We start from the raw sequence: 23,074 nt of genomic DNA on the forward strand, positions 1-23,074 counted from the left end.
CTCACGCCTCCCCGCTCGTGCCGAGCCACGCGGTGCGGAACTGGTAGCCGCTCAGCGAGACCCCGGTGCGGTCCGGGACGAGCCCGGCGACGTACTTCTGGTGGGCGTCGACCTGGTTGACGAAGCCCCAGATGATCAGCCCGCCGCGTTCGTACTCGATCTTCTGCGCCTGTTCGAGCAGGTCGGCACGTTCGCCCGGGTCCACAGTGGACCCGGCCCGGGTGACCAGATCGATGAACTGCGGGTCCTGCCAGTGCGTCTCGTTGTACGGCGACTTCGGCAGCGAGCCGTTCGCGACCTGGGGGAGGTAGTTGCGGGTGTACCAGAAGTCCTGGGCGAAGTCCCAGGACAGGTAGTTCTCGCCGTAGAACGTCGTGGTGTCGAGCTTGCGGATCTTGACGGTGATGCCCGCCGCCTTCGCCTGCTGCTGGAACACCTGCGCCGCTTCGACCGCGCCCGCCTGGATCGGCGCGGTGACCAGCTCGACGGTCAAGCTCGGGTGGCCGGCCTCGGCGAGCAGCCGCTTGGCCGCGTCGATGTCCTGCCTGCGCTGGGGGAGCTCCTTGGCGTAGGCGGGGTCGAAGGGCGCGTAGAGGTCGTTGCCGAGCCTGCCCTGTCCACTGAGGACCTGGTTGATCATCTGCTCGCGGTCGACGACCAGGCGCATGGCCTGGCGCACCCGGACGTCGTCGAACGGCGGCCGGTCGACCCGCATGGTGAACGGCAGCCACGTGCCGGTCTCGGCGGCGAGGACCTCGATCCGCGGGTCGCTGCGCAGGACGTCGACCAGGGCCACCGGCACCTGGTCGATCGCGTCCACCTGGGACGAGAGCAGCGCGTTGATGCGGGCGTCGTCGTCGGCGAAGTTGATCAGGACCAGTTCGTCGAGGTAGGGCTGGCCGGGCCGCCAATAGTGCTCGTTGCGGGTGAAGCTGCTCTGCAGCCCGGCGGTGAACGAGCCCGCCTTGAACGGGCCGGTCCCGATCGGGCGCTTCAGGTCGAAGTCCGCCGGGACGATGCCGAGCGAGTACTGGCCGAGCAGGTCGTCGAACCCCGCGTTCGGCGTGCTCAGCCGGAACTCGACGGCCCGGTCGCCGCTCGGGGCGACCTCGGCCAGCATGGTCAGCCCGGCCGCGCCGCTCTTGGGGTCCTTCGGGTCCATGATCCGCTTGAAGGTGGCGACGACGTCGGCCGGCGTCACCGGGCGGCCGTCGTGGAACTTCACGCCGTCGCGCAGGACGGCGGTCCACGTCCGGGCGTCCGGCGACGACGTCAGCGACTGCGCGACCACCGGCTGCAGGCGGTAGTCGTGGTCGCGGAGCAGGAGCGGCTCGTAGAGGTTGATGACCCGCGCGATGTCGGGGTTGGTCGCCGGGATGTGCGGGTCGAGGGTGTCGGACGCGCCGCCGCCGGTGACGCCGACCCGCAGCCGGCCGCCGGAGCGGGGCGGCCCGGTCGGCACCGGGGCGGCGTACGTCGTGCCGCAGCCGGCGGCCAGCACGGCGACCCCGGTGGCGGCCAGGAACCTGCGCCGGGTGAAAGGACTACATCGCTCTGCCATGGTGGGGACTTCCGGTGGGAGCGGGCGTTCGGGTCAGGCGATGGCGCGCCCCGCGTAGTCCGGGACCGGGTTGAGGTAGCCGCGCAGCCGCTCCGCGATGACGGCGGGGAGCGGCGAAGCTCTGCTCTCGGTGACGTGGATCGCCAGGATCTCCTCGGTGGCGACGAGGTCCCCGGCGACGCGCATCTCGTGGCAGAGCCGGACCTTCTTCCCGCCGACGCCGAGCACTCCCGTCGTGACGTCCAGGTCGGCGTCCGGGCCGACTTCCCGCAGGTAGCGGACGTGCGCCTCCACGGTGTACAGCGAAGAACCGCTGTGCTCCGGGCCGAGACCGACGGTGTGCATCAGGTGCGTCGTCGCGTCGCCGAAGACCAGGACGTAGTACGGCTCGGACAGGTGGCCGTTGTAGTCGATCCACTCCGGCCGGACGCGGTCGCGGTAGGCCAGCTCAGCCATCGCGCGCCTCCTCGACCGCGCGCTGGATGGCGATGATCGCCCGGTCCCGCTCGGCGATCAGGTCGGCGATCGTGCGTTCCCCGGCTTCGTCTTCGCAGCCCTCGACCACGGCGTCGCGGAGTCCGGTCGTCAGCTCCGGAGCGTCGAGGCGGGTCCACGGCGCCTTCAGCGACGGGCCGAAGTGGTCGAGCATGTGCGCCATGCCGCCCTCGCCGCCCGCGAGGTGGAAGGTGAGCATCGGGCCCTGGACCGGCCAGCGCAGGCCGGGCCCGTCGGTGATGGCGGTGTCGATCTGCTCGACCGTGGCCTCGCCGTTCGCGACCATGTGCAGGGCCTCGCGCCACAGCGCTTCCTGCAGCCGGTTGGCGATGAAGCCGGGGACCTCGCGGTCCATGGTGATGACGGTCTTGCCGACGCGCCGGTAGAACGCGGCCGCGTGCTCGACCGCCCACGCCTCGGTGCGTTCGCCGCCGACGACCTCGACCAGGGGGATGAGGTAGGGCGGGTTGAACGGGTGCCCGACCACAAGCCGCTCCGGCGTCGCGGCGTCGGCCTGCATCTCGGTCATGCCGTAGCCGGACGTCGAGGAGGCGATGACGATCCCGGCCGGCGTGACGGCGTCGATCTCGGACAGAAGCTTCTGCTTGAGCGGGAGGTCTTCGGGAGCGCTTTCCTGGACGAAGGTCGCGTCGGCGACCGCTTCGGCGAGAGTGGGTGCCACCACGAGGTTGTCCCGGCTCGCGCCGTCGGCGAGGCCGAGTGAGGTGAGCGCGGGCCAGGCGGCGTCGACCAGCCTGGTCAGCTTGGCCGCGGCGTCCGGTGCCGGATCCCAGGCACGGACCCGGAAGCCCCGGGCGAGGAAGTGCGCGACCCAGCCGCCGCCGATCACGCCGGCGCCGACGCAGGCGACCGTCTCAGGCATGGACGCGCTCCTTCAGGCCGAGGATCTCGCGGGCACGGGAAGCGCTTACCACGGTGGCGCCGAGGTCCTGGACGATCCCGACGGCACGCTCCACGAGCTGCCCGTTGGTCGCCTTGACCCCCTTCGCGAGGTAGAGGTTGTCCTCGAGGCCGACCCGCACGTGGCCGCCGAGCAGCACGGACTGCGCGACCCACGGCATCTGGTCCCGCCCGATGGCGAACGACGCCCACTGCGCGCCGGCCGGGAGCAGCTTCACCATGGCCTGCAACAACCCGGGGTCGACGGGCGCGCCGTACGGGATGCCCATGCAGAGCTGGAAGAGCGGGGGAGCGTCGATCAGGCCCTCTTCGACCATTTTGGACGCGAACCAGAGGTGGCCGGTGTCGAAGATCTCCAGCTCGGGCTTGACGCCGAGCTCCTGGATCCGCTTCGCGCCGGCGCGCAGCATGTCCGGAGTGGACACGTAGAGCTGGCTGCCCTCGCCGAAGTTGAGCGAGCCGCAGTCGAGCGTGCAGATGTCGGGGAGGAGCTCTTCGACGTGGGGGAGCCGGTCCATGGCGTTCACGAGGTCGGTGCCGTCGACCGGCTTGAGCGGGTCTTCCTGGTCGATGACCAGGTCACCGCCCATCCCGGCGGTCAGGTTGACGACGACGTCCACATCGGACTCTTTCACCAGCCGCACGACCTCGCGGTAGAGCGCGACGTCCCGCGACGGCGACCCGGTTTCGGGGTCCCGGACGTGGATGTGCACGACGGCGGCCCCGGCGTTGGCGGCCTCGACGGCGCTCGCGGCGATCTGCGCGGGCGTGACGGGCACGTGCGGGCTCCGGCCGACGGTGTCCCCGGCGCCGGTGAGGGCGCAGGTGACGATGACCTCGTGGTTCATGAGCCTCCCTTGACGATCGAGCTTTCGATGAAGTCGTGCAGGTGGTCGCGCATGGTTTCGGCCGTGCTGCCGGGGCGGCCGGTCAGCACCTGGATGCCGAGGCCGTCGATCAGCGCGGTCAGCCGGGTGGTCGCCGTGTCCGGGTCGGTCACCGCGAAGACGCCCTGTTCGCAGCCGGTGCGGATGGTCATCGCGATCGTGCGGTACCAGCGGTCGATGGAATCGGTGTAGAGCGAGCGGAACGACGGGTCGAGCGCGACCTCGTTCCACACCTGCAGCCACACGGACCACTCGGCGCGCAGGACGCCGTCGGTCGGCAGCTGCAGCTCGACCAGGCGGCACAGCCGCTCGTGCGCGTCGTCGATCGAATGCAGCTCCGCCACCTGGCGGTCGAACGCGAGCTTCACGTTGCGTCGCAACGCTTCGTTGAGGACTTCGGTCTTGCTGGGGAAGTGGTAGTGGATCGTGGCGGTGCTCGTGCCGCACGCTTCGGCGATGTCGGCGATGCGCACCTTGTGGTAGCCGCGTTCGGCGATCAGCGTCCACGCCGTCTCGAGGATGCGGCGGCGCGGCTCGGACTGGGCGAGGTGGTCGGGATCGTCGCTCGCGAGGCGGGTGGCCGGCGCGGGCACCGCCGTGACGGTGACCGCGTCGTCGCTCCCGTTGAGCAGCCAGTTGACCGTGACGCCGCAGTGCTCGGCGACGCGGACCAGTTCGTGCGGCGAGAACCGGCGGGTGCCGTTCAGCGCCTTGGACAGCTTGGTTTCGTCGAGCCCGATCGCGGCGGCGAACTCCCGCTGGGCCCCCGGCATGGCCTTGACCAGCCCCCGGACCCGGTCCCGCAGCTCCGCGGTCTCGTCCATGCCAGGAGACGGTAACCCTGTATTGCGATAATCGCAATCCTTGACTGATGAGTCAGTCGGAGCGCAAGATCAGCGCGGCGCGACCGTGAACCGCCGCAATGCCAACGCCGGGTTCTTCGCCCGTACCTCGGCGATCCGCTCAGGCGACACCTCGCCGACGGCCACCCCGGTCTGTTCGCCGAGGGAGGTGACGACCACGCCCATCGGATCGACGAGCATGCTGGTGCCCGACCCGGTCGGCGCGGACTGGCCCGCGGCGGCGACGTAGAGCGTGTTCTCGATCGCGCGGGCGCGAACGAGCGTGCTCCAGTGGTATTCCTTCAACGGCCCGGGCACCCATTCCGCCGGCAGCAGCACGACCTGCGCGCCCGCGTCGGCCAGCCGGCGGGTCACCTCGGGGAACCGGAGGTCGTAGCACGTCTGGAGGCCGAAGCGGACGCCGTCGACCTCGAACGTCGCCGGCTCGGTGATCTCCCCGGCGCGGACGACGTCGGACTCGCGGAAGCCGAAGGCGTCGTAGAGGTGGATCTTGCGGTAGAGCGCCTGCAAGCCGCCGGGGCCGGCGACGACGAGCGTGTTCGAGATGTGCGAGCCGTCGAGGCGCTCGTTCATGCCGCCGACGATCGTGATGCCCCGCTCGGCGGCGAGCGCGAGGAGGCTCGTCACGAACTCGCCGTCGAGGTCTTCGGCGGAGTCGACGAACCGCCGGTCCATCGCCGGCGCCGTGAACATCGCGTACTCGGGCAGCAGCACGACCCGCGCGCCGCGCTCGGCCGCGTCGCCGGCGAGCTTCGCGATCAGCGTGCGGTTGGCGGCTTTGTCTTCTCCGGGCGCGAACTGCGCGAGGGCCACGTGCGTCATGCGGATTCCTTCCGGGGTGGGGCGGGCATGCGGTCGAGCTTGCCGAGCACGACCGTGTAGCAGAAGATCCCGGCGAGCAGCACCACGCCGGTGACGAGGAACGCGCCGGCGAACGACCCGGTGACGTCGACGACGGCGCCGGTCACGATCGGCGCGGCGATGCCGATCATGTTCGCGACGAAGTTGACCAGCCCGCCGAGGGTCCCCGAACAGCCTTCGGGCGCGATGACGGCGACGATGCTCGACCCGGCCGGCACGGACACGGCGAGCCCGGCGGCACCGATCGACAGGAACACCAGCGCCGTCGCCACGGAACCCGCGTAGGCGGCACCGGCCACCGACAGCGAGACGAGCATGCTCACGACCAGGACGATCCGGCGCGCCTTAGTTTCGTTGCCGGTGCGAGCGATCAGGCGGTCCAGCACGATCCCGCCGACGAGGAACTGCGCCAGCACGGCGACCAGCCACGGGATCATCGTGTAGAAGCCACCGGCCAGGAGCTTCACGCCGAACTGCTTCTCCAGGTAACCCGGGAGCCAGGTCAGCAGGACGTAATAGGCGTAGGTGTAGGACGCGTACCCGAGCGCGAGGCCCCAGGTCTTGCGGCGGCGCAGCAGGTGGCCGAGCCCGGTGAGCGAGTTCGGTGTGGGCGCGTCTTCGTCGTCCGCGCCGCCTTCGCGCAGGTACGCGAACTCCTCGGCGGACAGCCGTCCGCGGGCGAGGGCCTGCTTCGGCGTCAGGTACAGCAGCCACCACACCAGCAGGTACCCGAGGCTGAGGACGCCGGTGAAGAGGAACGCCGCGTGCCAGCTGAACGCCGTCACGAGGAACGCCATCACCGGGATGCCCAGGACGTTGGAGATCTTGGCGCAGCCGTCGAAGATCGCGGTGGCCCGGCCGCGTTCGGACCGCGGGAACCACTGGCCGATCGCCTTCCAGCCCGCCGGGATGGTCGGCGCCTCGCCGAAGCCGAGGACCAGCCGCGACACCAGGAGCAGGCCGAGGCCGCCCGACGCCGCGGTCAGGAACGACGCGATGGCCCACAGGACGGCGGCCGCGCGGTTCACCCAGCGGACGCCGATCCGGTCGATGATCGCGCCGATCGGCAGCTGCAGCACCGCGTACGTCCACAGGAACGCCGAGGCGACGACGCCGAGCTGGGCCGCGCTCAGGTGGAACTCGCGCATCATCTCCGGCCCGGCGATGGACAGGTTGACGCGGTCGACGTAGTTGACGAACGAGCCGACGCCGAGCACGCCGGCGATCGCCCAGCGGGTCTTCTTCCGCGTCGCAGTGCGGACCGCGGTCGTCATCGCGCCTCCTTCGCGAGCGACGTGGTCTCCTCGAAGGCGGCGGTGAGCCCGGCCGCGAGGGCGCCGTGCTGCATGGTGAGCGCGAGCTGCCCGGCGCCGTGGGCAAGGGCGAACTCCTTCTCCTCCCGGCTCCATGCGGGCAACACCCACGGCTTCCCGGCCGCGCGGGCGGCGTCCGCGACGCGCTTCAGGTCGGCGAAGTCGCCTTCTTTTCGGGTGTACGCCCCACGTTCGCGGCGCAGGGACAGGTCGGACGGCCCGACGAAGACACCGTCCACTGTGTCCAGTGCGAAGATTTCGGGGATGTCCTCGATCGCGCCGGCGTCCTCGATCATCGGCAGGCAGCGCGTGCGGCGGTCCTGCTCGGCGACCCACTCGTCGGTGAAGCCGCGGTAGCCGGTCGTGCGCCCGCCGGCGAAGCTGCGGTCGCCCAGTGGCGGGAACTTCGCGAACGCCGTGACGGCCTTGGCGTGCGCCGCGTTCTCGACGTGCGGGATGACGACGGCGTCGGCGCCGAAGTCGAGGGCCTGCTGGATCGGGCCGCGCTCGGGGCCGAGGACCTTGGCGAGCACCTCCAGCCCGAGCGCCCGCAGGAACGGGACGAACCGCTCGAGGTCGGCCAGGTCGAAGGCGCCGTGCTCGATGTCGAGGACGGCGGCGCCGTAGCCGATCCCGCGGGCGATCTCGGCGGCCGCGAACGACGGGTCGGACAGCCAGACGGCGTAGCGCCGGTCGGCGGGGACTGGGGACATGGGGACCTCCTGCGCGCTCACGACGGTAGCTCCGGTCGTTGTGTGCACCGTGTATACACGATGGATATCTACGGGTCCAGGCGCTAAGCTGACGGCCGACGAGGGGAGTGGCATGACCACCAGCGCACCGGCCGGGCCGGCGCGGGACCGCGTGTACGCCTGGCTGCGCGACGGGATCATCGCGGGCGAGCTCGAAGGCGGCCGGTTCCTGGACGAGCAGTGGGTCTCGGGCGAAACCGGGGTGTCCCGGACGCCCGTGCGCGAGGCGTTCCACCGGCTGGAGGCCGAGCGCTTCATCAGCCTGCTGCCGCGCAAGGGCGCCCAGGTTCGCACGGTGACCGCGCGCGAGCTGGCGGAGGTCTACCAGAGCCGCCGGCTGATCGAGGGACACGCGATTGCGGAGGTCTGCGCGGCCCGGGCGGGGGCGCCCGCGGAGATGGCCGGCCTGATCGAGGAGATGGACCGCGCGGGGAAGGCCCGCGACTGGTTCGCGGTGTCGGGCCTGGACCGCGCCTTCCACCGCGCGATCGTGAACGCGGCGGGCAACAGCGTCCTGACCGAGCTGTACGACACGCTGCGCTCGCGCCAGCAGCGCGTCGCGGTGCGGGCACTGGAGGCCCGTCCGGAGCGGCTGCCGGTGATCGACGCCGAGCACCGCGCACTGGTGGCGGCGCTGGACGCCCACGACGCCGAAGAGGCGTCACTGGTGCTGAACCAGCACCTGCGCCCGGTGTCCGAAGTGGTCTCGGCCCTGGACCGCGACTGATCCCGGCCGGGCCTCACAGTCCCGATCGGTCGCGCAAGACGTGCTTCTGGATCTTCCCGGAGCCGGTCAGCGGGAACTCGGTGACGAAACGCCAGACCCGGGGCGCTTTGTGGGGCGCGAGGTGCTCGCGCACGTGGGCGTCGAGCTCCGGTTCGCCGGCGGTCTCGCCCGGCGCCAGCCGGACGAAGGCCGCGACCTGTTCTCCCCACACGGGGTCGGGGACCCCGACGACGGCGACCTCGTGCACGGCCGGATGGCCGAGCAGGACGTGCTCGATCTCCCGCGGGTAGATGTTCTCGCCGCCGCGGATGATCATCTCTTTGACCCGGCCCTCGATGCGGAGGTACCCGCGGTCGTCCATGGTGGCGAGGTCACCGGTGTGCAGCCAGCCGTCCGGGTCGATGGCCTCGGCCGTCTGGTCGGGCCGGCCGAAGTAGCCGGTCATCACGTGGTAGCCGCGGGTGCACACTTCGCCGATCTCGCCGCGGGCCCGGACGTCGCCGCTGGCGGGATCGGTGATCTTGACCTCGCAGCCGGGCAACGGCTTCCCCAGCGTTTCCGCCCGGTCTTCGGGACTGTCGTCCGGCCGGGTCATGGTGATCCCGGGCGAGGCCTCGGTCTGCGCGAAGATGATGCTCATCGGCACGCCCACCGCGGACTCGACGCGCCGGACCAGCTCGGGCGGGACCGTCGCGCCGCCGGCGAGGGCGAAGCGCACCGACGAGAAGTCGGTCGTCGCGAACCGCGGGTGGCTCAGCAGGGCCAGCAGCATGGTGGGGACCCCGCCGAACACCGTGCTGCGCTCGGCTTCGATCAGCTCGAGCTGCAGCCCGGGGTCGAACCAGGGCAGCAGGACCTGAGTGCCCAGCGACGCGATCGGTGCCAAGGTGGCCAGCACGCAGCCGGCGGTGTGGAAGAGCGGCATCGGGCTGACGAAGGCTTCGCCCGGCCGCATCTCCAGGGTCCGGGCGTAGGACAGCCACGCGTTGTTGGTGATGCCGCGGTGGTGCAGGACCGCCCCTTTGGGGGTCCCGGTGGTGCCGGAGGTGTACTGGATCTGCGCCGGATCGTCCGGGCTCACGGCCGGCAGCGCTTCGGTGGCGGAGCCGGACGCGCGGAACGTCCCCCAGTCCTCGAACAGCACCGTCTCCCGCAGGTGCGGGAGGTCGGGACGCACTCGGGCGAGCGTCTCGGCCATCGGGTTGTCGCGATAGCTCCGCACCAGGAAGATCCCGGCCGCTTCCGACTGGCTCAGGACGTGCCGGACTTCCACTTCGCGCAGGGCGGGATTCACCGTGACCAGGGTCAATCCGGCGAGCGCGGCCGCCATCTCGAGGACCACCCACTCGGGAATGTTGTGGGCCCACACCGCCACCCGCTCGCCCGGCTGGAACCGGCCGAGCAGCGCCCGGGCCGCTTCTTCGGCTTCCGCCAGCAGGTCCGAGTAGGTCCAGCGGCGCCGTGCTTGCGGGTCTGGGACGCCTTCGACCAGCGCAGTCGCGGAGGGGGCTCGCTCGGCGGCGTCACGGAGGAGGGAACCGACGGTCAGCTCGCGCACGGAGTCCGCGTCCTCCGCGGGTGCATAGGCCAGGTCCGGCATGGAAGCCCTCCTCGGATCGGCGGCCATGGGCCGTTGTGAGTCGTCGTCGATCTCACCACGGTTACACCCGGCCGCCCCCGTGACGATCCCAGCAGGCGCGTGACCGGCGCCCGCGGCCGTCCGGGTGATAGGAATGGCCGGTGACCGAACCGAACCTGATCGAAGCCGCCGCGGCCGAAGCCGTCACGCTGACCAGCGAGCTCATCCGCATCGACACGACCAACACCGGCGACCCCGACACGCTGGTCGGCGAGCGGGCCGCGGCCGAGTACGTCGCGGAGAAGTTGACCGACGCCGGCTACGAGATCACCTACGTCGAGTCGGGCGGAAAGAACCGGCACAACGTCATCGTCCGGCTCGAAGGCGCCGACCGGTCCCGGGGCGGCCTGCTCATCCACGGCCACCTCGACGCCGTCCCCGCGGACGCCTCGGAGTGGTCGGTCCACCCGTTCTCGGGCGCGATCCAGGACGACTACGTCTGGGGCCGCGGCGCGGTCGACATGAAGGACATGTGCGGGATGGCCCTCGCGCTGGCCCGGCACTACAAGATGAACAACGTCGTGCCCCCGCGCGACCTGGTCTTCGCCTTCCTCGCCGACGAAGAAGCCGGCGGCAAGTTCGGCGCCCAGTGGCTCGTCGAGAACCGCCCCGAGCTCTTCGAGGGCGTCACCGAGGCGATCAGCGAGGTCGGCGGCTTCTCGATCACGCTCAAGGACGACGTCCGCGCCTACCTGATCGAGACGGCCGAAAAGGGCATCCGCTGGATGAAGCTGCGCGTGCGCGGCACCGCCGGGCACGGCTCGATGATCCACCGCGACAACGCCGTGACGAAGCTGGCCGAAGCCGTCGCGAAGCTCGGCAACCACCGCTTCCCGCTCGTGTTGACCGACTCGGTGAAGGAGTTCCTCGCCGGCGTCACCGAGATCACCGGCTGGGACTTCCCCGAGGACGACATCGAGGGCTCGGTCGCCAAGCTGGGCAACATCTCCCGGATGATCGGCGCGACCCTGCGCGACACCGCGAACCCGACCATGCTGACCGCCGGGTACAAGTCGAACGTCATCCCGTCGGTCGCCGAGGCCGCGGTGGACTGCCGGATCCTGCCGGGCCGTCTCGAGGCGTTCGACCGCGAGCTCGACGAGCTGCTCGGCCCGGACATCGAGAAGGAGTGGATGGAGCTCCCGCCGGTCGAGACGACGTTCGACGGCGCTCTCGTCGACGCCATGACCGCGGCGGTGCTGGCCGAAGACCCGGGCGCGAAGACGTTGCCGTACATGCTTTCCGGCGGCACCGACGCGAAGTCGTTCCAGGACCTCGGGATCCGCAACTTCGGGTTCGCGCCGCTCAAGCTGCCGGCCGACCTCGACTTCTCGGCGCTCTTCCACGGCGTCGACGAGCGCGTCCCGGTCGAGGCGCTGAAGTTCGGCACCCGCGTGCTGGACCGGTTCCTGCGCACCAGCTGATGACCGCGTTCGCGCTCGCCGACGGCACGTCCCTGCAGGTGGTGCGCAGGGGCGACCCGGGCGCGCCGGTGACCGTGGTGTTCGTCCACGGCTACGCGCTCGACCAGCGCAGCTGGGGCCGGATCGCGCCGCTGGTGCCGGACGCGGCGGACGGCCCGGTGGCCGTGCTGACCTACGACCAGCGCGGCCACGGCGGGTCCGGGCGGGCGCGGCGCGGCACCGCGACGATGGCCCAGCTCGGCGACGACCTCGCGGAGCTGCTCGAGCGCGAGGTCCCCGACGGCCGGGTGGTGCTCGTGGGCCACGACATGGGCGGCTTGGCGATCATGTCGCTGTCGCAGCGGCACCCCGCGTTGTTCGCCGCGCGGGTGTCCGGGCTGGTGCTGCTCGCGACGTCGTCGGGGACGCTGGCCACCGAGGTCTCGGCGACGTGGCCGAACGCGCTGGGCAAGCTGGCCCGCGACCTCGAAGCGGTGCTCGGCTCGAAGCTCTTCGGTGTGGTCCGGGAGCACACGAGCCGGGCGGTGAGCGCGGGCCTGCGGTGGTGGCTGTTCGGTGACGACCCGGATCCGGAGCTGGTCGAGCTGACCGTGAAGATGATCCGCGGCAACTGGCCGCACACGGTGTCGCTGTTCCGCCCGGCGCTGGACGCCTACGCCCGCGATTCGGCCTCGGCGCAGGTCAGCGGCCTGCCGGTGACGGCGATCGTGGGGGAGCGGGACCGGATCGTCCGCGCGTCGGACGTCGAGCAGTGGGCCGGCGGCCTCGCCGACGGGACGGCGGTGGTGCTGCCCGGCGTCGGGCACGTCGTGCCGCTGGAGGCCGCGGCGCAGGTGCTGCCGCGGGTCGTCGCCATGGTCAACGCCAGTCACCGACAAGACGAGAGTTCTTGACAACTTCTCTTTTCAGCAGCGATGCTGGACGCATGTTCTCCGTGGCGGTGATCGAAGACGCGTCGGCGGCCGAGGTGTCCCTGGACCCGGTCCGCGCCCGGCTGCTGGCCGAACTGGCCGAGCCGGCGTCGGCGACCATGCTGGCCGCGCGGGTCGGCCTCCCGCGCCAGAAGGTCAACTACCACCTGCGGACGCTCGAAGCGCACGGCCTGGTGGAGCTGGTCGAGGAGCGGCGGAAGGGCAACGTCACCGAGCGGATGATGCGCGCGACGGCGGCGTCGTACGTCATCTCGCCGGCCGCGCTGGCCGCCGTCCAGCCCGACCCGGCCCAGTCCCCGGACCGGCTGTCGGCCCGCTGGCTGCTCGCCGTCGCCGGCCGGCTCGTGCGCGACGTCGGCCAGCTGGTCACCGGTGGGGAGAAGGCGAAGCAGCGGGTCGCGACCTTCGCGATCGACGGCGAGGTCCGGTTCGCCTCCGCGGCCGACCGCGCCGCGTTCGCCGAGGAGCTCGCTACCGCCGTCACGACCCTGGTCGGCAAGTACCACGACGAGGCGGCCGAGAAAGGCCGCCCGCACCGGGTGGTCGTCGCCGTCCACCCGAGCATCCCGGAGGAGTCCCGTGGGGCATGAGTTCGAGCTGACCGACCTCGCCGAGGTCGACGCGACGCCGGAGCAGGTGTGGGCGGCCATCGCCACCGGGCCGGGCATCGACTCGTGGTTCATGGGCCGCAACGAGGTCGAGGGCGGCACCGGCGGCGTCGTCCGCGGTGCCTTCGGCGGGTACGAGCCCGAGTACCGGATCCAGGAGTGGGAGCCGCTCGAGAAGCTCGTCTACGGCAGCGACCCCGCGCCGGACGGGCGGAAGATCGGCTACGAGTTCCTCGTCGAGGGCCGCGACGGCGGCAGCACGGTGGTCCGCTGCGTCACGAGCGGGTTCCTGCCCGGCGACGACTGGGAGGACGAGTTCGAGGCGATGACCACCGGGGGCGCGATGTTCTTCCGCACCCTGGTCGAGTACGTCACGCACTTCACCGGCCGGACCGCGGTGCCGGTCACCGCGTTCGGCCCGCCGGTGGGGGACTGGCCCGCCGCGTGGGCCCGGCTCGGCGCCGCGCTCGGTCTCTCGGCGCGACCCGCCGAGGGCGACCACGTCCGGATCTCGCTCGACGGCCGGCCCGCTCAGGAAGGGGTGGTCTACGCGGCGAACGACCAGACCGCGGGCATCCGCACGGCGGACGCGATGATCCGCTTCCTGCGCGGCTTCCACGGCCCGATGGTCGCGTCGCACCACGTCTTCACCCCCGGCGCGGACGCCGAAGTCGAGGAAAAGGCCTGGAGCGACTGGCTGAGCCGCGTGTTCGGCTAGGTCGGCAGCGCGCCGGGGAGGCTCTCCGCGGTCTTCTTGCGGCGTAGCCAGACGCGGCGCGTGCCGTCGGCGTAGAGCCGCACGTTCCGCAGTTCCCAGCCCGCGAACTCCGCGTGGATGGAGAGCTGGATCGCCGCCGCACGCCGGGACACGCCCGGGGGGAGGTGCAGGCGGCGATACTCCCAATCCCCTTCGACCACCGCCTCGCTGACCGTCGTCATGGCTGGATCACCTGGGTCCCTTCTCCGGCGGCCGAGCCGATGATCACCCGGCCGCTGGTTTCGTCCACCCCGACCGAGTCCGGCTGGCGCACGGTGGGGAAGCGGTACTTCTCGACGGGCTCGCCGCCGCGGACGTCGAACCCGACGACCTCGTTGCGTCCGGTCAGCGTCACCCACGCCAGGCTCCGCCGGGCGTCGTAGGCGATCCCGTACACGCCCCCGGGCACCGGGTAGCGCTGCCGCATGATGAGCGGCGAAGCCGAGAACGCGATCAGCGCGCCCGCCCGCGCGTCCGTCACCAGCACCCGCCCGTAGGAGTCCGCCACGGCGTTGGCCGCGCCGTCACCCGCGCGCAGGCCCTCGTTGACCTTCCCGGCGGCGACGTCGACCGAGAACACGGCCGTGCGCAGCCGGTCCAGCACCACGACACCCGTCCCGGCGTCGACGACGTCGTCGGCGCTGTAGAGCTGCCCGCCGATCGTCCGCGCCGGACCGCTCGCCGGCAGGAGCTGGATGTCCTTCGCCGTCCCCATCGCGACCAGCCGGTCGGCGCCGTAGGCGATGCTCGACGCCGGCTGCCCGCCCGTCTTCGTCTCGGTGAGCTTCCGGTCCGGCAACGTCAGCTGCTGCACCACACCCTGGGCCGGCTCGGCGATCTCGACCCGCCCCGGCGCCACGGAAAGCTTCTCCGCCTTGCCGTATAACGGCATATTCACCGGGGGTGACGCGAGCGCGTTCAGATCGTAGAGCCGCAAAGACGGCGGCTCAGCGAGCGCGACGACGAGGGTCCCCTGGGCGACGGCGACGGCCGACACCGACCCGGTGGCGAGCACCTGACCGGCGGGCTTCACGGTCACGGCGGGGGAGACCGCCGGCTTCGCCGCCACGGGGTCCGCGACGATCTGCAGGTCGTCGCTGTCGGACTTGGCCGACGAGCAGCCCGAGAGCACCAGGACACCGGCGAGCGGGATCGCGATCCACGACACGGCGGCGAACCGACGCACGTTGCTGCCTCCAGGTGTCCCTCGACGGGCGGTGTTCACCAGCATCCTCCACGATCGTTCTGCCGTCACGTGCATGTCACCCAACAGACACCTAGCGCGGCCAGCGCTCCGGGTAACCGGCCTCGATCGCGCTGACGTCGTCGAGCGCGGAGCGGATGGCCGGCGGGAGGGTGATCTCCTCCGCCGTCAGTGAGCCGGTGAGCTGACCGGTGTCCCGCGCCCCGACGACCGGGGCCACGACGCCGGGCCGGTCGCGGACCCAGGCGAGCGCCACGACCAGCGGCGACGTGCCCAGCCCGTCGGCCGCGGTGGCCACCGCCTGCACGATCCGGGCGGCCCGGTCGGTGCGGTGGTGTTCGACGTAGCCGGCGTACGCGCTGTTCGCGCCGCGCGAGTCGGCGGGCGTGCCGGTGCGGTACTTGCCGGTCAGCACGCCGCGGCCCAGGGGCGCCCAGGGGAGCAGCCCGACGCCGTGGTGCTCGGCGGCCGGGACGACCTCGCGGTCCACCCCGCGTTCCAGCAGCGAGTACTCGACCTGGGTGGAGACGATCGGGGCGACCGCCGCGGCGCCGGCGGCGGCCGTCGCGAGCTGCCAGCCCGCGTAGTTCGAGACGCCGACGTACCGGGCTTTGCCGCTGGTCACGGCGTACTCGAGGGCGGCGAGGGTTTCCGCGATCGGCACGCAGGTGTCCCAGGCGTGCAGCTGCCACAGGTCGACGTGGTCGGTGCCGAGCCGCTTGAGCGAGCCGTCGAGCGCGGTGAGCAGGGCACCGCGCGAGGCGCCGCCGCCGAACGGGCCGTCGTCGCGCCGGGCGACCGCCTTCGTCGCGAGGACGATGTCGTCGCGGGGCACGAGGTCGCCGAGCAGCGAGCCGAGGACCCGCTCGCTCTCGCCCTCGCCGTAGATGTCGGCCGTGTCCACCAGGGTGCCGCCGGCGTCCACGAAGGCGACCAGCTGGCTGGCGGCCTCTTCCGCGTCGGTGTCGCCACCCCAGGTCATGGTGCCGAGCGCCATCCGCGAGACGCGCAGTCCCGAGCGGCCGAGCAGTCGCTTTTCCACGACCGCCGAGCCTAGTGGGCGGCCCCTCCCGAACCTGACCAAGGTGAGTCGTGTCGCCCACAAGGGGCCCCGTTAGGGTCTGGCCCCGTGCGACTCGGACTGAATTTCGGCTACTGGGGAGCGGGGAACGACCCCTCGAACCTGGCCCTGGCGAAACAGGCGGACGACCTCGGCTACGCCGTCGTGTGGGCCGCGGAGGCGTACGGCTCGGACGCCGTCACGGTGCTGACCTGGATCGCGGCCCACACGACGCGGATCGACGTCGGTGCCGCCGTGCTGCAGATCCCGGCCCGGACCCCGGCGATGACCGCGATGACGGCCGCGACCCTCGACACGCTCTCGGGCGGCCGCTTCCGGCTGGGGCTGGGCGTGTCCGGCCCGCAGGTGTCCGAGGGCTGGCACGGCGTGCGGTTCGGCTCCCCGCTGGGCCGCACCCGGGAGTACGCCTCGATCGTGCGCTCGGCGTTGCGGCGGGAGCGGGTGCGGTTCGAGGGCGAGCACTTCACGCTGCCCCTGCCGGACGGGCCCGGCAAGGCGCTGCGGCTGACCGTCCGGCCGGCCCGCAAGCACATCCCGCTGTACCTGGCCGCGATCGGCCCGAAGAACCTCGAGCTGACCGGGGAGATCGCCGACGGCTGGCTGCCGGTGTTCTTCTCGCCGGCGCACGCGGGGGAGCAGCTGGCGCAGCTGCGGGCCGGTGCCGAGCGGGCCGGCCGCACGCTGGACGGTTTCGACGTCGCCCCGAGCGTGCCGCTGGTGCCCGGCGACGACTGGAAGGCGTGCGCGGACGCCGTGCGTGCCTATGCGGCGCTCTACCTCGGCGGGATGGGCAGCAAGGAGAAGAACTTCTACAACCGGCTGGCGTGCCGGATGGGCTTCGAAGCCGAAGCCGCCGAAGTGCAGGAGAAGTACCTGGCGGGCGACCGGGCGGGGGCGATGGCGGCGGTGCCGCTGGCGTTCCTCGACGCGACGTCGCTGCTGGGCCCGAAGGAACGGATAGCGGAGAAGATGACCGAATACGCCGAGGCCGGCGTGACCACCCTGTCGGTGTCGCCGTACACCCCGGACGCCGGGGCCGCGCTGACCACCGCCGTCGAGGCGCTGGAGAAGGCGGGGGTGGCCTGACGTGGGCTGGTTCGAAGCACTCGTCCTGGGCCTGGTCCAGGGCCTGACGGAGTTCCTCCCGATCTCTTCGAGCGCGCACCTGCGGATTGTCGCGGCGCTCGTCGGCTGGGACGACCCGGGCGCGGCGTTCACCGCGGTCACCCAGATCGGCACCGAGCTCGCGGTGATCATCTACTTCGGCAAGAAGATCGGCCGCATCCTGCAGGCCTGGTTCTTCTCGCTGTACAAGCCGGACTGGCGCCGCGACCCGGACGCCCGGCTGGGCTGGCTGATCATCATCGGCTCGCTGCCGATCGTGGTGCTCGGGCTGCTGCTGCAGGACCAGATCGACAGCGCGTTCCGCGACCTGCGGATCACCGCGACCGTGCTCATCGTGTTCGGCCTGATCCTGCTCTACGCCGACCGGGTCGGGAAGCAGGAGCGGACGCTGGAGCACCTGACCGTGCCGCACGGGCTGGGCTTCGGCTTCGCCCAGGCGCTGGCGCTGATCCCGGGCGTCTCCCGCTCGGGCGGGACGACGAGCGCGGGCCTGCTGCTGGGCTACACGCGTTCCGAGGCGGCGGAGTACTCGTTCCTGCTGGCGCTGCCGGCGGTGTTCGGGTCGGGGGTGTACAAGCTCAAGGACATCGGCTCGGGCGGCGTGCCGGCCCAGTGGGGCCCGACGATCCTGGCGACGCTGGTGGCGTTCGGCGTCGGCTACGCGGTGATCGCGTGGCTGATGGCCTACATCAAGAAGCGCAGCTTCGTGCCGTTCGTGATCTACCGGCTGGTGCTGGGCGTGCTGCTGTTCGTGCTGATCTTCACCGGGGCGCTGGACCCGAACGCGGGTCCCGTCAGCCACTGAGCCGCCCGCGTGGGGACCGCTTGATCGGTCCCCACGTAGGGTGGGTCCCGTGAGTACGGTCATTCTGCTCAGGCACGGCAAATCGACGGCCAACGGCTCCGGTGTCCTGGCCGGGCGTTCCCCGAAGGTCAACCTCGACGACACCGGCCGTGCCCAGGCGGAGAAACTGGTGGAGCGCCTCGACGGCGTGCCGCTGGCCGAGCTGGTCGTGTCGCCCATGCTGCGGTGCAAGCAGACCGTCGGCCCCCTCGCCACCGCGCGCGGGCTCGGCAAGACCGTCGAACCCGGGCTGTCCGAAGTGGACTACGGGGACTGGACCGGCAAGGAGCTCAAGCACCTGGCCAAGGAACCCCTGTGGCGGGTCGTGCAGGCGCACGCCTCGGCCGCGGTCTTCCCCGGCGGCGAAGGGCTCGCGGCGATGCAGGCCCGCTCCGTCGCCGCCGTCCGCGCGCACGATCGCCGGATCGCCGCCGAGCACGGCGACCACGCCGTCTGGCTGCTGTGCAGCCACGGCGATGTGATCAAGTCCATCCTCGCCGACGCCCTCGGGCAGCACCTGGACGCGTTCCAGCGGATCGTCGTCGACCCGGCGTCGATCTCGGTCGTGCGCTACACCGAGACCCGGCCGTTCGTCATGCGGGTCAACGACCACAGCAGCGACCTGAGCGGCATCGTGCCCCCCGAACCCAAGCCGAAGCGGGGCAAAAAGGGCGCTGGGAGCAGCGACGCCGTCGTGGGCGGTACCACCGGCCGGTGAGCCTGGCCACCTCCGGAAAGCGCTGACATCCGCACAGGTGGACCACGTAGGGTGGCGGGACCGAGTGTTGTACCCCCACCAGGAGCCTGCCCCGATGATTTCGCCGGACAACCCGTTCGCCGCACCCAGTGAACTGCCCTACGCCCTGCCGCCGTTCGACCGGATCGCCGACGAGCACTACCGGCCCGCGTTCGAGGCGGGCCTGGCCGAGCATTCGGCGGAGATCGAGCAGATCGCGGTGCAGGACGCCGAGCCGACGTTCGAGAACACCGTCGTGGCCCTCGAACGCGCCGGCGAGCTGCTGGGCCGCGTCGCGAGCGTGTTCTACAACCTGTCCGGCTCCAACAGCACCGACGAGATCCAGGCCATCCAGGCCGAGTTCGCGCCGAAGCTGGCCGCCCACCACGACGCCCTCCACCTGAACCCGAAGCTGTTCGCCCGGATCGACGCGCTCCACGCTCGGCGGGACGAGCTCGGCCTGGACGAGGAGTCGCGGCGGCTGCTCGAACGCCGTCACCTCGACTTCAGCCGCGCGGGCGCCGGGCTCGGCGAGGCGGAGCAGGCCCGGCTGCGGGAGCTGAACGGGCAGCTGTCCACGCTGCAGACGAAGTTCCAGCAGAACCTGCTCAAGGACACCAACGACCTGGCCGTCGTGCTCGAAGACCGCGCCGAGCTGGCCGGCTTCGGCGACGGCGCGATCGCCACCGCGGCCGAAGCGGCGGCGGCCCGCGGCGAGGACGGCAAGTACGTCATCCCGCTGACCCTGCCGACGAGCCAGGCTTCGCCGCTGGAGACCCTGCGCGACCGTGAGATCCGCGCGCGGATCCACGCCGCGTCGATGGCGCGCGGCAACCGCGGCAACGAGTTCGACAACAACGCGCTGGTCGCCGAGATCGCGCACCTGCGGGCGGAACGGGCCACGCTGCTCGGGTACCCGAACCACGCCGCGTACGTCATCGCCGACGAGACGGCGAAGACCGCCGAAGCCGCCGCCGGGCTGCTCGAACGCCTGGCGCCCGCCGCGGTAGCGAACGCCCGCACCGAAGCCGCGGAACTGCAGCAGCTGCTCGAAGCCGACGTCCCCGGCGCGACGCTGCGTCCGTCGGACTGGCCGTACTACGCCGCCCAGGTCCGCCGTGAGCGCTTCGACGTCGACACCGAGGCCCTGCGGCCCTACTTCGAGGCCGACCGCGTGTACCTCGACGGCGTCTTCTTCGCCGCCACCAAGCTCTACGGGCTCACCTTCACCGAGCGGACCGACCTCCCGAAGTACCACCCGGAGGTCCGGACCTTCGAGGTGTTCGACGCCGACGGCAGCCCGCTCGGGCTGTACCTGCTCGACCTGTACACCCGCGACGCCAAGCGCGGCGGCGCGTGGATGAACACCTTCGTCGACCAGTCGGAGCTGCTGGACCGCAAGACGGTCGTGGTCAACGTGCTCAACGTCGGCCGGCCGCCGGCGGGGGAGCCGACGCTGCTCACCTTCGACGAGGTCGTCACCGCGTTCCACGAGTTCGGGCACGCGCTGCACGCCCTCGTCTCGGCGGTCCGCTACCCGACGTTCTCCGGCACCAACGTGCCCCGCGACTTCGTCGAATACCCGTCCCAGGTCAACGAGATGTGGATGCTGTGGCCGGAGGTGCTGGCCAACTACGCCAAGCACCACGAGATGGGGGAGGCGCTGCCCCAGGAGCAGGTCGACAAGCTCCTCGCCGCCCAGCAGTACGGCGAGGGCTTCTCGACCACCGAGTACCTGGCGGCGTCCCTGCTCGACCAGGCCTGGCACCGCCTCGGCGTCGACGACCGCGTCGAAGAGGTGCAGCGGTTCGAGACCGACGCGCTCGTCAAGGCCGGCGTCGCCGTCGAAGCGATCCCGCCGCGCTACCGCACGACGTACTTCGCGCACGTCTTCAGCGGCGGCTACAGCGCCGGGTACTACTCCTACATCTGGAGCGAGGTCCTCGACGCCGACACCGTCCAGTGGTTCCGGGAGAGCGGGGGACTGACCCGCGAGAACGGCGACCACTTCCGCCGCACCCTGCTGGGCCGGGGAGGGAGCATCGACCCCATGGACGCGTTCCGGGCCTTCCGCGGCCGCGACCCCGAGATCGACCCGCTCCTGGCGCGCCGCGGCCTCAACGGGGTCTGAGCACACCACTTCTCTAACTGTATAACGGCCTATACCGCGGGGCAGTTTCGAAAGAAACTGCCCCGCGGTGCCGTATGCAACGCCAGAACAACCGCAAAGACGGACGGAGTCAGGCCGGCCCGCCGACGATGTGGTCGACGAAGCCGTAGGTGAGCGCTTCCTCGGCGTCGAACCAGCGGTCGCGGTCGGCGTCGGTGGTGATCCGTTCGACGGTCTGGCCGGTCTGGCGTGCGGTGATCTCCGCGAGGCGGCGCTTCATCTTGCCGAACACCTCGGCCTGGATGGCGATGTCCGCGGCGGCGCCGCCGATGCCGGCCGAGGGCTGGTGCATGACGATCCGCGTGTTCGGGAGCAGGTAGCGCTTTCCGGGGGTGCCGGAGGAGAGCAGGAACTGGCCCATGGACGCGACGAAGCCGAGGCCGTAGGTCGAGACGTCGGGTTTGACGAGCTGCATGGTGTCGTAGATGGCCATGCCGGCGGTGACCGAGCCGCCGGGTGAGTTGATGTAGAAGGTGATGTCCTTCGCCGGGTCGTCGGCGGCGAGCAGGAGGAGCTGGGCGATGATCCGGTTGGCCACCTCGTCGTTGACCTCGGAGCCGAGGAAGACGATGCGGTCGCGCAGGAGCTGTTGGTAGACCGAGTCTTCGGGTGCGGTGCTCGGTGCCTGCATGTCGGGTACGGCGAGTGTGGTCATGGCCCGACGGTAGGGCGCGGGCGGGTGCGGCCGGTGGTGGTTTCGCTGTGAGCGTGTGGTGTTCGCCGGGAGCGGACTGGGGCCGGGTCTTGTCAGGGTGGGCGGCGGCGACTAACGTACAACCACATGGTTGTACTTCGGGAAGAGAGTGAGGAGTCGCTCAACCAGCTCTTCCGGGCGTTGGCCGACGGCACGCGCCGCGACATCCTGGCGCGGTCGATCACCGGGACGCCGTCGGTGTCCGAGCTCGCCGCGCACTACGAGATGAGCTTCGCCGCGGTGCAGAAGCATGTCGCGGTGCTGGAGCGGGCTGGCCTGGTCCGGAAGCGCGCGCGGGGCCGCGAGCAGCGGGTGGCGACCGACCGGGAGCGGCTGCGGCGGGCCGGTGAGCTCCTCGATTTCTACGAGTCCGTTTGGCGTCAGCGGGTGGCGCAGCTCGATGACCTGTTGCAAGAGAAAGAGGATTGACGATGCCCGTCACCTCGGTGACCAAGGATCCGGAAGCGCTCACGCTGACGCTGGTGGCCGACTTCCCGGTTTCGCGAGAACGGCTGTGGGCGGCGTGGGCCGACCCGCGGCAGCTGGAGCGCTTCTGGGGGCCGCCGTCCGCGCCCGCGACGTTCACGCATCACGACTTCCGGGTCGGTGGCCGGGCGGAGTACTTCCTGACCGGGCCGGACGGGGAGAAGTGGAGTGGCTCGTGGAAGTTCACGGCGGTGGACCCGATCGACTCGTTCGTGGCGGACGACGGTGACGACAACGCCGGGGACGAGGACATGCCGATGTCGATGACGTTCGTCTTCGAGGCGACGCCGTCGGGGTCGCGGATGACGAGTGTCACGCGGTTTTCGAGTGTCGAAGCGATGGAACGGACGACCCCGGGCATGGAAGAAGGCCTTCGCGCCGCGATGCCCCAACTGGACGAGGTGCTGGCGGGATGAGAACTCTCAAGATCATCGAACACGTGTCGCTGGACGGCGTGATCCAGAACTCCGCCGAGGACGGTTTCCCGTACCCGGACTGGACGGGGCCGTACCGGACGCCCGCCGGTGCGGAGGCGATGCTGGCCGCGCACGGTGAGCGGTTCGACCTGCTGCTCGGGCGGAGTACGTATGACATCTTCGCGGGGTTCTGGCCGACGGTGTCGGGCAACGTGATGGCGGACCGGCTGAACGCGGCGAAGAAGTACGTCGTCACCCATCGCGGGGACGATCTGGGGTGGGGGCCGGCCGAGGGTGTCGGGCCGGACCTGGTCGAGGGGGTCCGGCGGATCAAGGCGGAGGACGGTCCGGAGCTGGTCCTGACGGGCAGTTCGACGCTGACGTCGGCGTTGCTCGAGCACGGGCTCGCGGACGAGGTCGTGCTGGTGGTCTACCCGGTGCTGGTGGGGACGGGGAAGCGGCTCTTCGCGGAGGGGACGCCGGGGCAGACGTTCGAGTTCGCCGGGTCGACGTCGACGCCGTCCGGTGTGCTGCTCAGCACGTACAAGGTCGCCGGGCCGTTGAAGACCAGCTGACGC

General features: G+C 71.3%; 25 protein-coding genes. 12 read left to right on the forward strand and 13 right to left on the reverse strand.

Annotated elements, in window-relative coordinates; all coding sequences use genetic code 11:
• Window position 1: 1 nt before the first annotated feature.
• The 8 genes from ACZ7OU_RS31550 to ACZ7OU_RS31585 all read right to left on the reverse strand — a co-directional run bounded on the left by ACZ7OU_RS31550 (window position 2) and on the right by ACZ7OU_RS31585 (window position 7,614).
• On the reverse strand, window positions 2–1,561 hold the full coding sequence (locus ACZ7OU_RS31550; protein WP_470258003.1) for an ABC transporter substrate-binding protein: 1,560 nt from the start codon (window positions 1,559–1,561) through the stop codon (window positions 2–4).
• A gap of 33 nt (window positions 1,562–1,594) precedes the next feature.
• Window positions 1,595–2,017: a thioesterase family protein gene (locus tag ACZ7OU_RS31555; protein ID WP_470258004.1), complete on the reverse strand. Its 423-nt coding sequence runs from the start codon at window positions 2,015–2,017 to the stop codon at window positions 1,595–1,597.
• Window positions 2,010–2,939: a 3-hydroxyacyl-CoA dehydrogenase NAD-binding domain-containing protein gene (locus ACZ7OU_RS31560; protein ID WP_470258005.1), complete on the reverse strand. Its 930-nt coding sequence runs from the start codon at window positions 2,937–2,939 to the stop codon at window positions 2,010–2,012. The genes ACZ7OU_RS31555 and ACZ7OU_RS31560 overlap by 8 nt, the downstream gene beginning before the upstream one ends.
• Window positions 2,932–3,825: a beta-keto acid cleavage family enzyme gene (locus ACZ7OU_RS31565; protein WP_470258006.1), complete on the reverse strand. Its 894-nt coding sequence runs from the start codon at window positions 3,823–3,825 to the stop codon at window positions 2,932–2,934. Before ACZ7OU_RS31565 ends, ACZ7OU_RS31560 begins: the two co-directional genes overlap by 8 nt.
• The gene (locus ACZ7OU_RS31570; RefSeq protein WP_470258007.1) at window positions 3,822–4,688 is read right to left on the reverse strand and encodes a TetR/AcrR family transcriptional regulator; all 867 of its coding nucleotides are present in this window, start codon (window positions 4,686–4,688) and stop codon (window positions 3,822–3,824) included. The genes ACZ7OU_RS31565 and ACZ7OU_RS31570 overlap by 4 nt, the downstream gene beginning before the upstream one ends.
• 69 nt (window positions 4,689–4,757) lie before the next feature.
• Window positions 4,758–5,549, reverse strand: coding sequence for a carbon-nitrogen hydrolase family protein (locus ACZ7OU_RS31575; RefSeq protein ID WP_470258008.1), 792 nt, complete (start codon window positions 5,547–5,549; stop codon window positions 4,758–4,760).
• Window positions 5,546–6,862 carry an MFS transporter gene (locus ACZ7OU_RS31580; RefSeq protein WP_470258009.1) on the reverse strand — a complete coding sequence of 439 codons (1,317 nt, stop codon included), beginning with the start codon at window positions 6,860–6,862 and terminating at the stop codon, window positions 5,546–5,548. The genes ACZ7OU_RS31575 and ACZ7OU_RS31580 overlap by 4 nt, the downstream gene beginning before the upstream one ends.
• The gene (locus tag ACZ7OU_RS31585) at window positions 6,859–7,614 is read right to left on the reverse strand and encodes an HpcH/HpaI aldolase family protein (RefSeq protein ID WP_470258010.1); all 756 of its coding nucleotides are present in this window, start codon (window positions 7,612–7,614) and stop codon (window positions 6,859–6,861) included. The genes ACZ7OU_RS31580 and ACZ7OU_RS31585 overlap by 4 nt, the downstream gene beginning before the upstream one ends.
• A 112-nt stretch (window positions 7,615–7,726) precedes the next feature.
• On the opposite strand from ACZ7OU_RS31585, the gene ACZ7OU_RS31590 reads away from it, so the two are divergent.
• The gene (locus ACZ7OU_RS31590; RefSeq protein ID WP_470258011.1) at window positions 7,727–8,380 is read left to right on the forward strand and encodes a GntR family transcriptional regulator; all 654 of its coding nucleotides are present in this window, start codon (window positions 7,727–7,729) and stop codon (window positions 8,378–8,380) included.
• Between the two features lie 13 nt (window positions 8,381–8,393).
• Here the strand turns inward: ACZ7OU_RS31590 and ACZ7OU_RS31595 are convergent, their stop codons facing one another.
• Complete coding sequence (locus ACZ7OU_RS31595) at window positions 8,394–9,980, reverse strand: AMP-binding protein (RefSeq protein ID WP_470258012.1); 1,587 nt, start codon at window positions 9,978–9,980, stop codon at window positions 8,394–8,396.
• A 140-nt stretch (window positions 9,981–10,120) separates the two neighbouring features.
• Between ACZ7OU_RS31595 and ACZ7OU_RS31600 the strand changes: the two genes are divergently transcribed.
• The 4 genes from ACZ7OU_RS31600 to ACZ7OU_RS31615 are packed head-to-tail and all read left to right on the forward strand — an operon-like array spanning window position 10,121 to window position 13,701.
• A complete protein-coding gene (locus ACZ7OU_RS31600) occupies window positions 10,121–11,443 on the forward strand; it encodes a M20/M25/M40 family metallo-hydrolase (RefSeq protein WP_470244089.1) in 1,323 nt (440 codons plus the stop codon).
• Window positions 11,443–12,336, forward strand: coding sequence for an alpha/beta fold hydrolase (locus ACZ7OU_RS31605; RefSeq protein ID WP_470244090.1), 894 nt, complete (start codon window positions 11,443–11,445; stop codon window positions 12,334–12,336). The genes ACZ7OU_RS31600 and ACZ7OU_RS31605 overlap by 1 nt, the downstream gene beginning before the upstream one ends.
• Window positions 12,337–12,368: 32 nt before the next feature.
• Complete coding sequence (locus ACZ7OU_RS31610) at window positions 12,369–12,965, forward strand: ArsR/SmtB family transcription factor (RefSeq protein WP_470258013.1); 597 nt, start codon at window positions 12,369–12,371, stop codon at window positions 12,963–12,965.
• Complete coding sequence (locus tag ACZ7OU_RS31615; RefSeq protein ID WP_470258014.1) at window positions 12,955–13,701, forward strand: SRPBCC family protein; 747 nt, start codon at window positions 12,955–12,957, stop codon at window positions 13,699–13,701. The genes ACZ7OU_RS31610 and ACZ7OU_RS31615 overlap by 11 nt, the downstream gene beginning before the upstream one ends.
• Here ACZ7OU_RS31615 and ACZ7OU_RS31620 read toward each other — a convergent pair.
• From ACZ7OU_RS31620 to ACZ7OU_RS31630, 3 genes are all read right to left on the reverse strand, one after another.
• The gene (locus tag ACZ7OU_RS31620; protein WP_285478272.1) at window positions 13,698–13,922 is read right to left on the reverse strand and encodes a DUF5703 family protein; all 225 of its coding nucleotides are present in this window, start codon (window positions 13,920–13,922) and stop codon (window positions 13,698–13,700) included. The genes ACZ7OU_RS31615 and ACZ7OU_RS31620 overlap by 4 nt on opposite strands.
• Window positions 13,919–14,926, reverse strand: a complete 1,008-nt coding sequence (locus tag ACZ7OU_RS31625) for a YncE family protein (protein ID WP_470258015.1) — start codon at window positions 14,924–14,926, stop codon at window positions 13,919–13,921. The genes ACZ7OU_RS31620 and ACZ7OU_RS31625 overlap by 4 nt, the downstream gene beginning before the upstream one ends.
• 91 nt (window positions 14,927–15,017) lie before the next feature.
• Window positions 15,018–15,986 (reverse strand): aldo/keto reductase, encoded by a 969-nt coding sequence (locus ACZ7OU_RS31630; RefSeq protein WP_470244094.1) that lies wholly within the window; start codon window positions 15,984–15,986, stop codon window positions 15,018–15,020.
• An 87-nt stretch (window positions 15,987–16,073) separates the two neighbouring features.
• Between ACZ7OU_RS31630 and ACZ7OU_RS31635 the strand changes: the two genes are divergently transcribed.
• The 4 genes from ACZ7OU_RS31635 (at window position 16,074) to ACZ7OU_RS31650 (ending at window position 20,861) form a co-directional block, all read left to right on the forward strand.
• Window positions 16,074–17,111 (forward strand): LLM class F420-dependent oxidoreductase, encoded by a 1,038-nt coding sequence (locus tag ACZ7OU_RS31635; protein ID WP_470258016.1) that lies wholly within the window; start codon window positions 16,074–16,076, stop codon window positions 17,109–17,111.
• A gap of 1 nt (window position 17,112) precedes the next feature.
• Window positions 17,113–17,955, forward strand: coding sequence for an undecaprenyl-diphosphate phosphatase (locus tag ACZ7OU_RS31640; protein WP_470244096.1), 843 nt, complete (start codon window positions 17,113–17,115; stop codon window positions 17,953–17,955).
• Window positions 17,956–18,004: 49 nt separating this feature from the next.
• Window positions 18,005–18,712 (forward strand): histidine phosphatase family protein, encoded by a 708-nt coding sequence (locus ACZ7OU_RS31645; RefSeq protein ID WP_470244097.1) that lies wholly within the window; start codon window positions 18,005–18,007, stop codon window positions 18,710–18,712.
• 94 nt (window positions 18,713–18,806) lie between these two features.
• Window positions 18,807–20,861, forward strand: a complete 2,055-nt coding sequence (locus tag ACZ7OU_RS31650; RefSeq protein WP_470258017.1) for a M3 family metallopeptidase — start codon at window positions 18,807–18,809, stop codon at window positions 20,859–20,861.
• A 109-nt stretch (window positions 20,862–20,970) separates the two neighbouring features.
• Here ACZ7OU_RS31650 and ACZ7OU_RS31655 read toward each other — a convergent pair whose 3' ends face one another.
• Entirely contained in the window at window positions 20,971–21,555 is a 585-nt protein-coding gene (locus ACZ7OU_RS31655; RefSeq protein ID WP_470244099.1) for a ClpP family protease, read from the reverse strand.
• A 126-nt stretch (window positions 21,556–21,681) separates the two neighbouring features.
• Between ACZ7OU_RS31655 and ACZ7OU_RS31660 the strand changes: the two genes are divergently transcribed.
• From ACZ7OU_RS31660 to ACZ7OU_RS31670, 3 genes are read left to right on the forward strand one after another with little or no spacing between them, the layout of a single operon-like run.
• Entirely contained in the window at window positions 21,682–22,023 is a 342-nt protein-coding gene (locus tag ACZ7OU_RS31660; RefSeq protein ID WP_470244100.1) for an ArsR/SmtB family transcription factor, read from the forward strand.
• A gap of 2 nt (window positions 22,024–22,025) precedes the next feature.
• Window positions 22,026–22,496 (forward strand): SRPBCC family protein, encoded by a 471-nt coding sequence (locus ACZ7OU_RS31665; RefSeq protein ID WP_470244101.1) that lies wholly within the window; start codon window positions 22,026–22,028, stop codon window positions 22,494–22,496.
• Window positions 22,493–23,071 (forward strand): dihydrofolate reductase family protein, encoded by a 579-nt coding sequence (locus ACZ7OU_RS31670; protein ID WP_470244102.1) that lies wholly within the window; start codon window positions 22,493–22,495, stop codon window positions 23,069–23,071. Before ACZ7OU_RS31665 ends, ACZ7OU_RS31670 begins: the two co-directional genes overlap by 4 nt.
• Window positions 23,072–23,074: the final 3 nt, after the last annotated feature.

This window comes from Amycolatopsis sp. NPDC114505 (assembly GCF_055633615.1).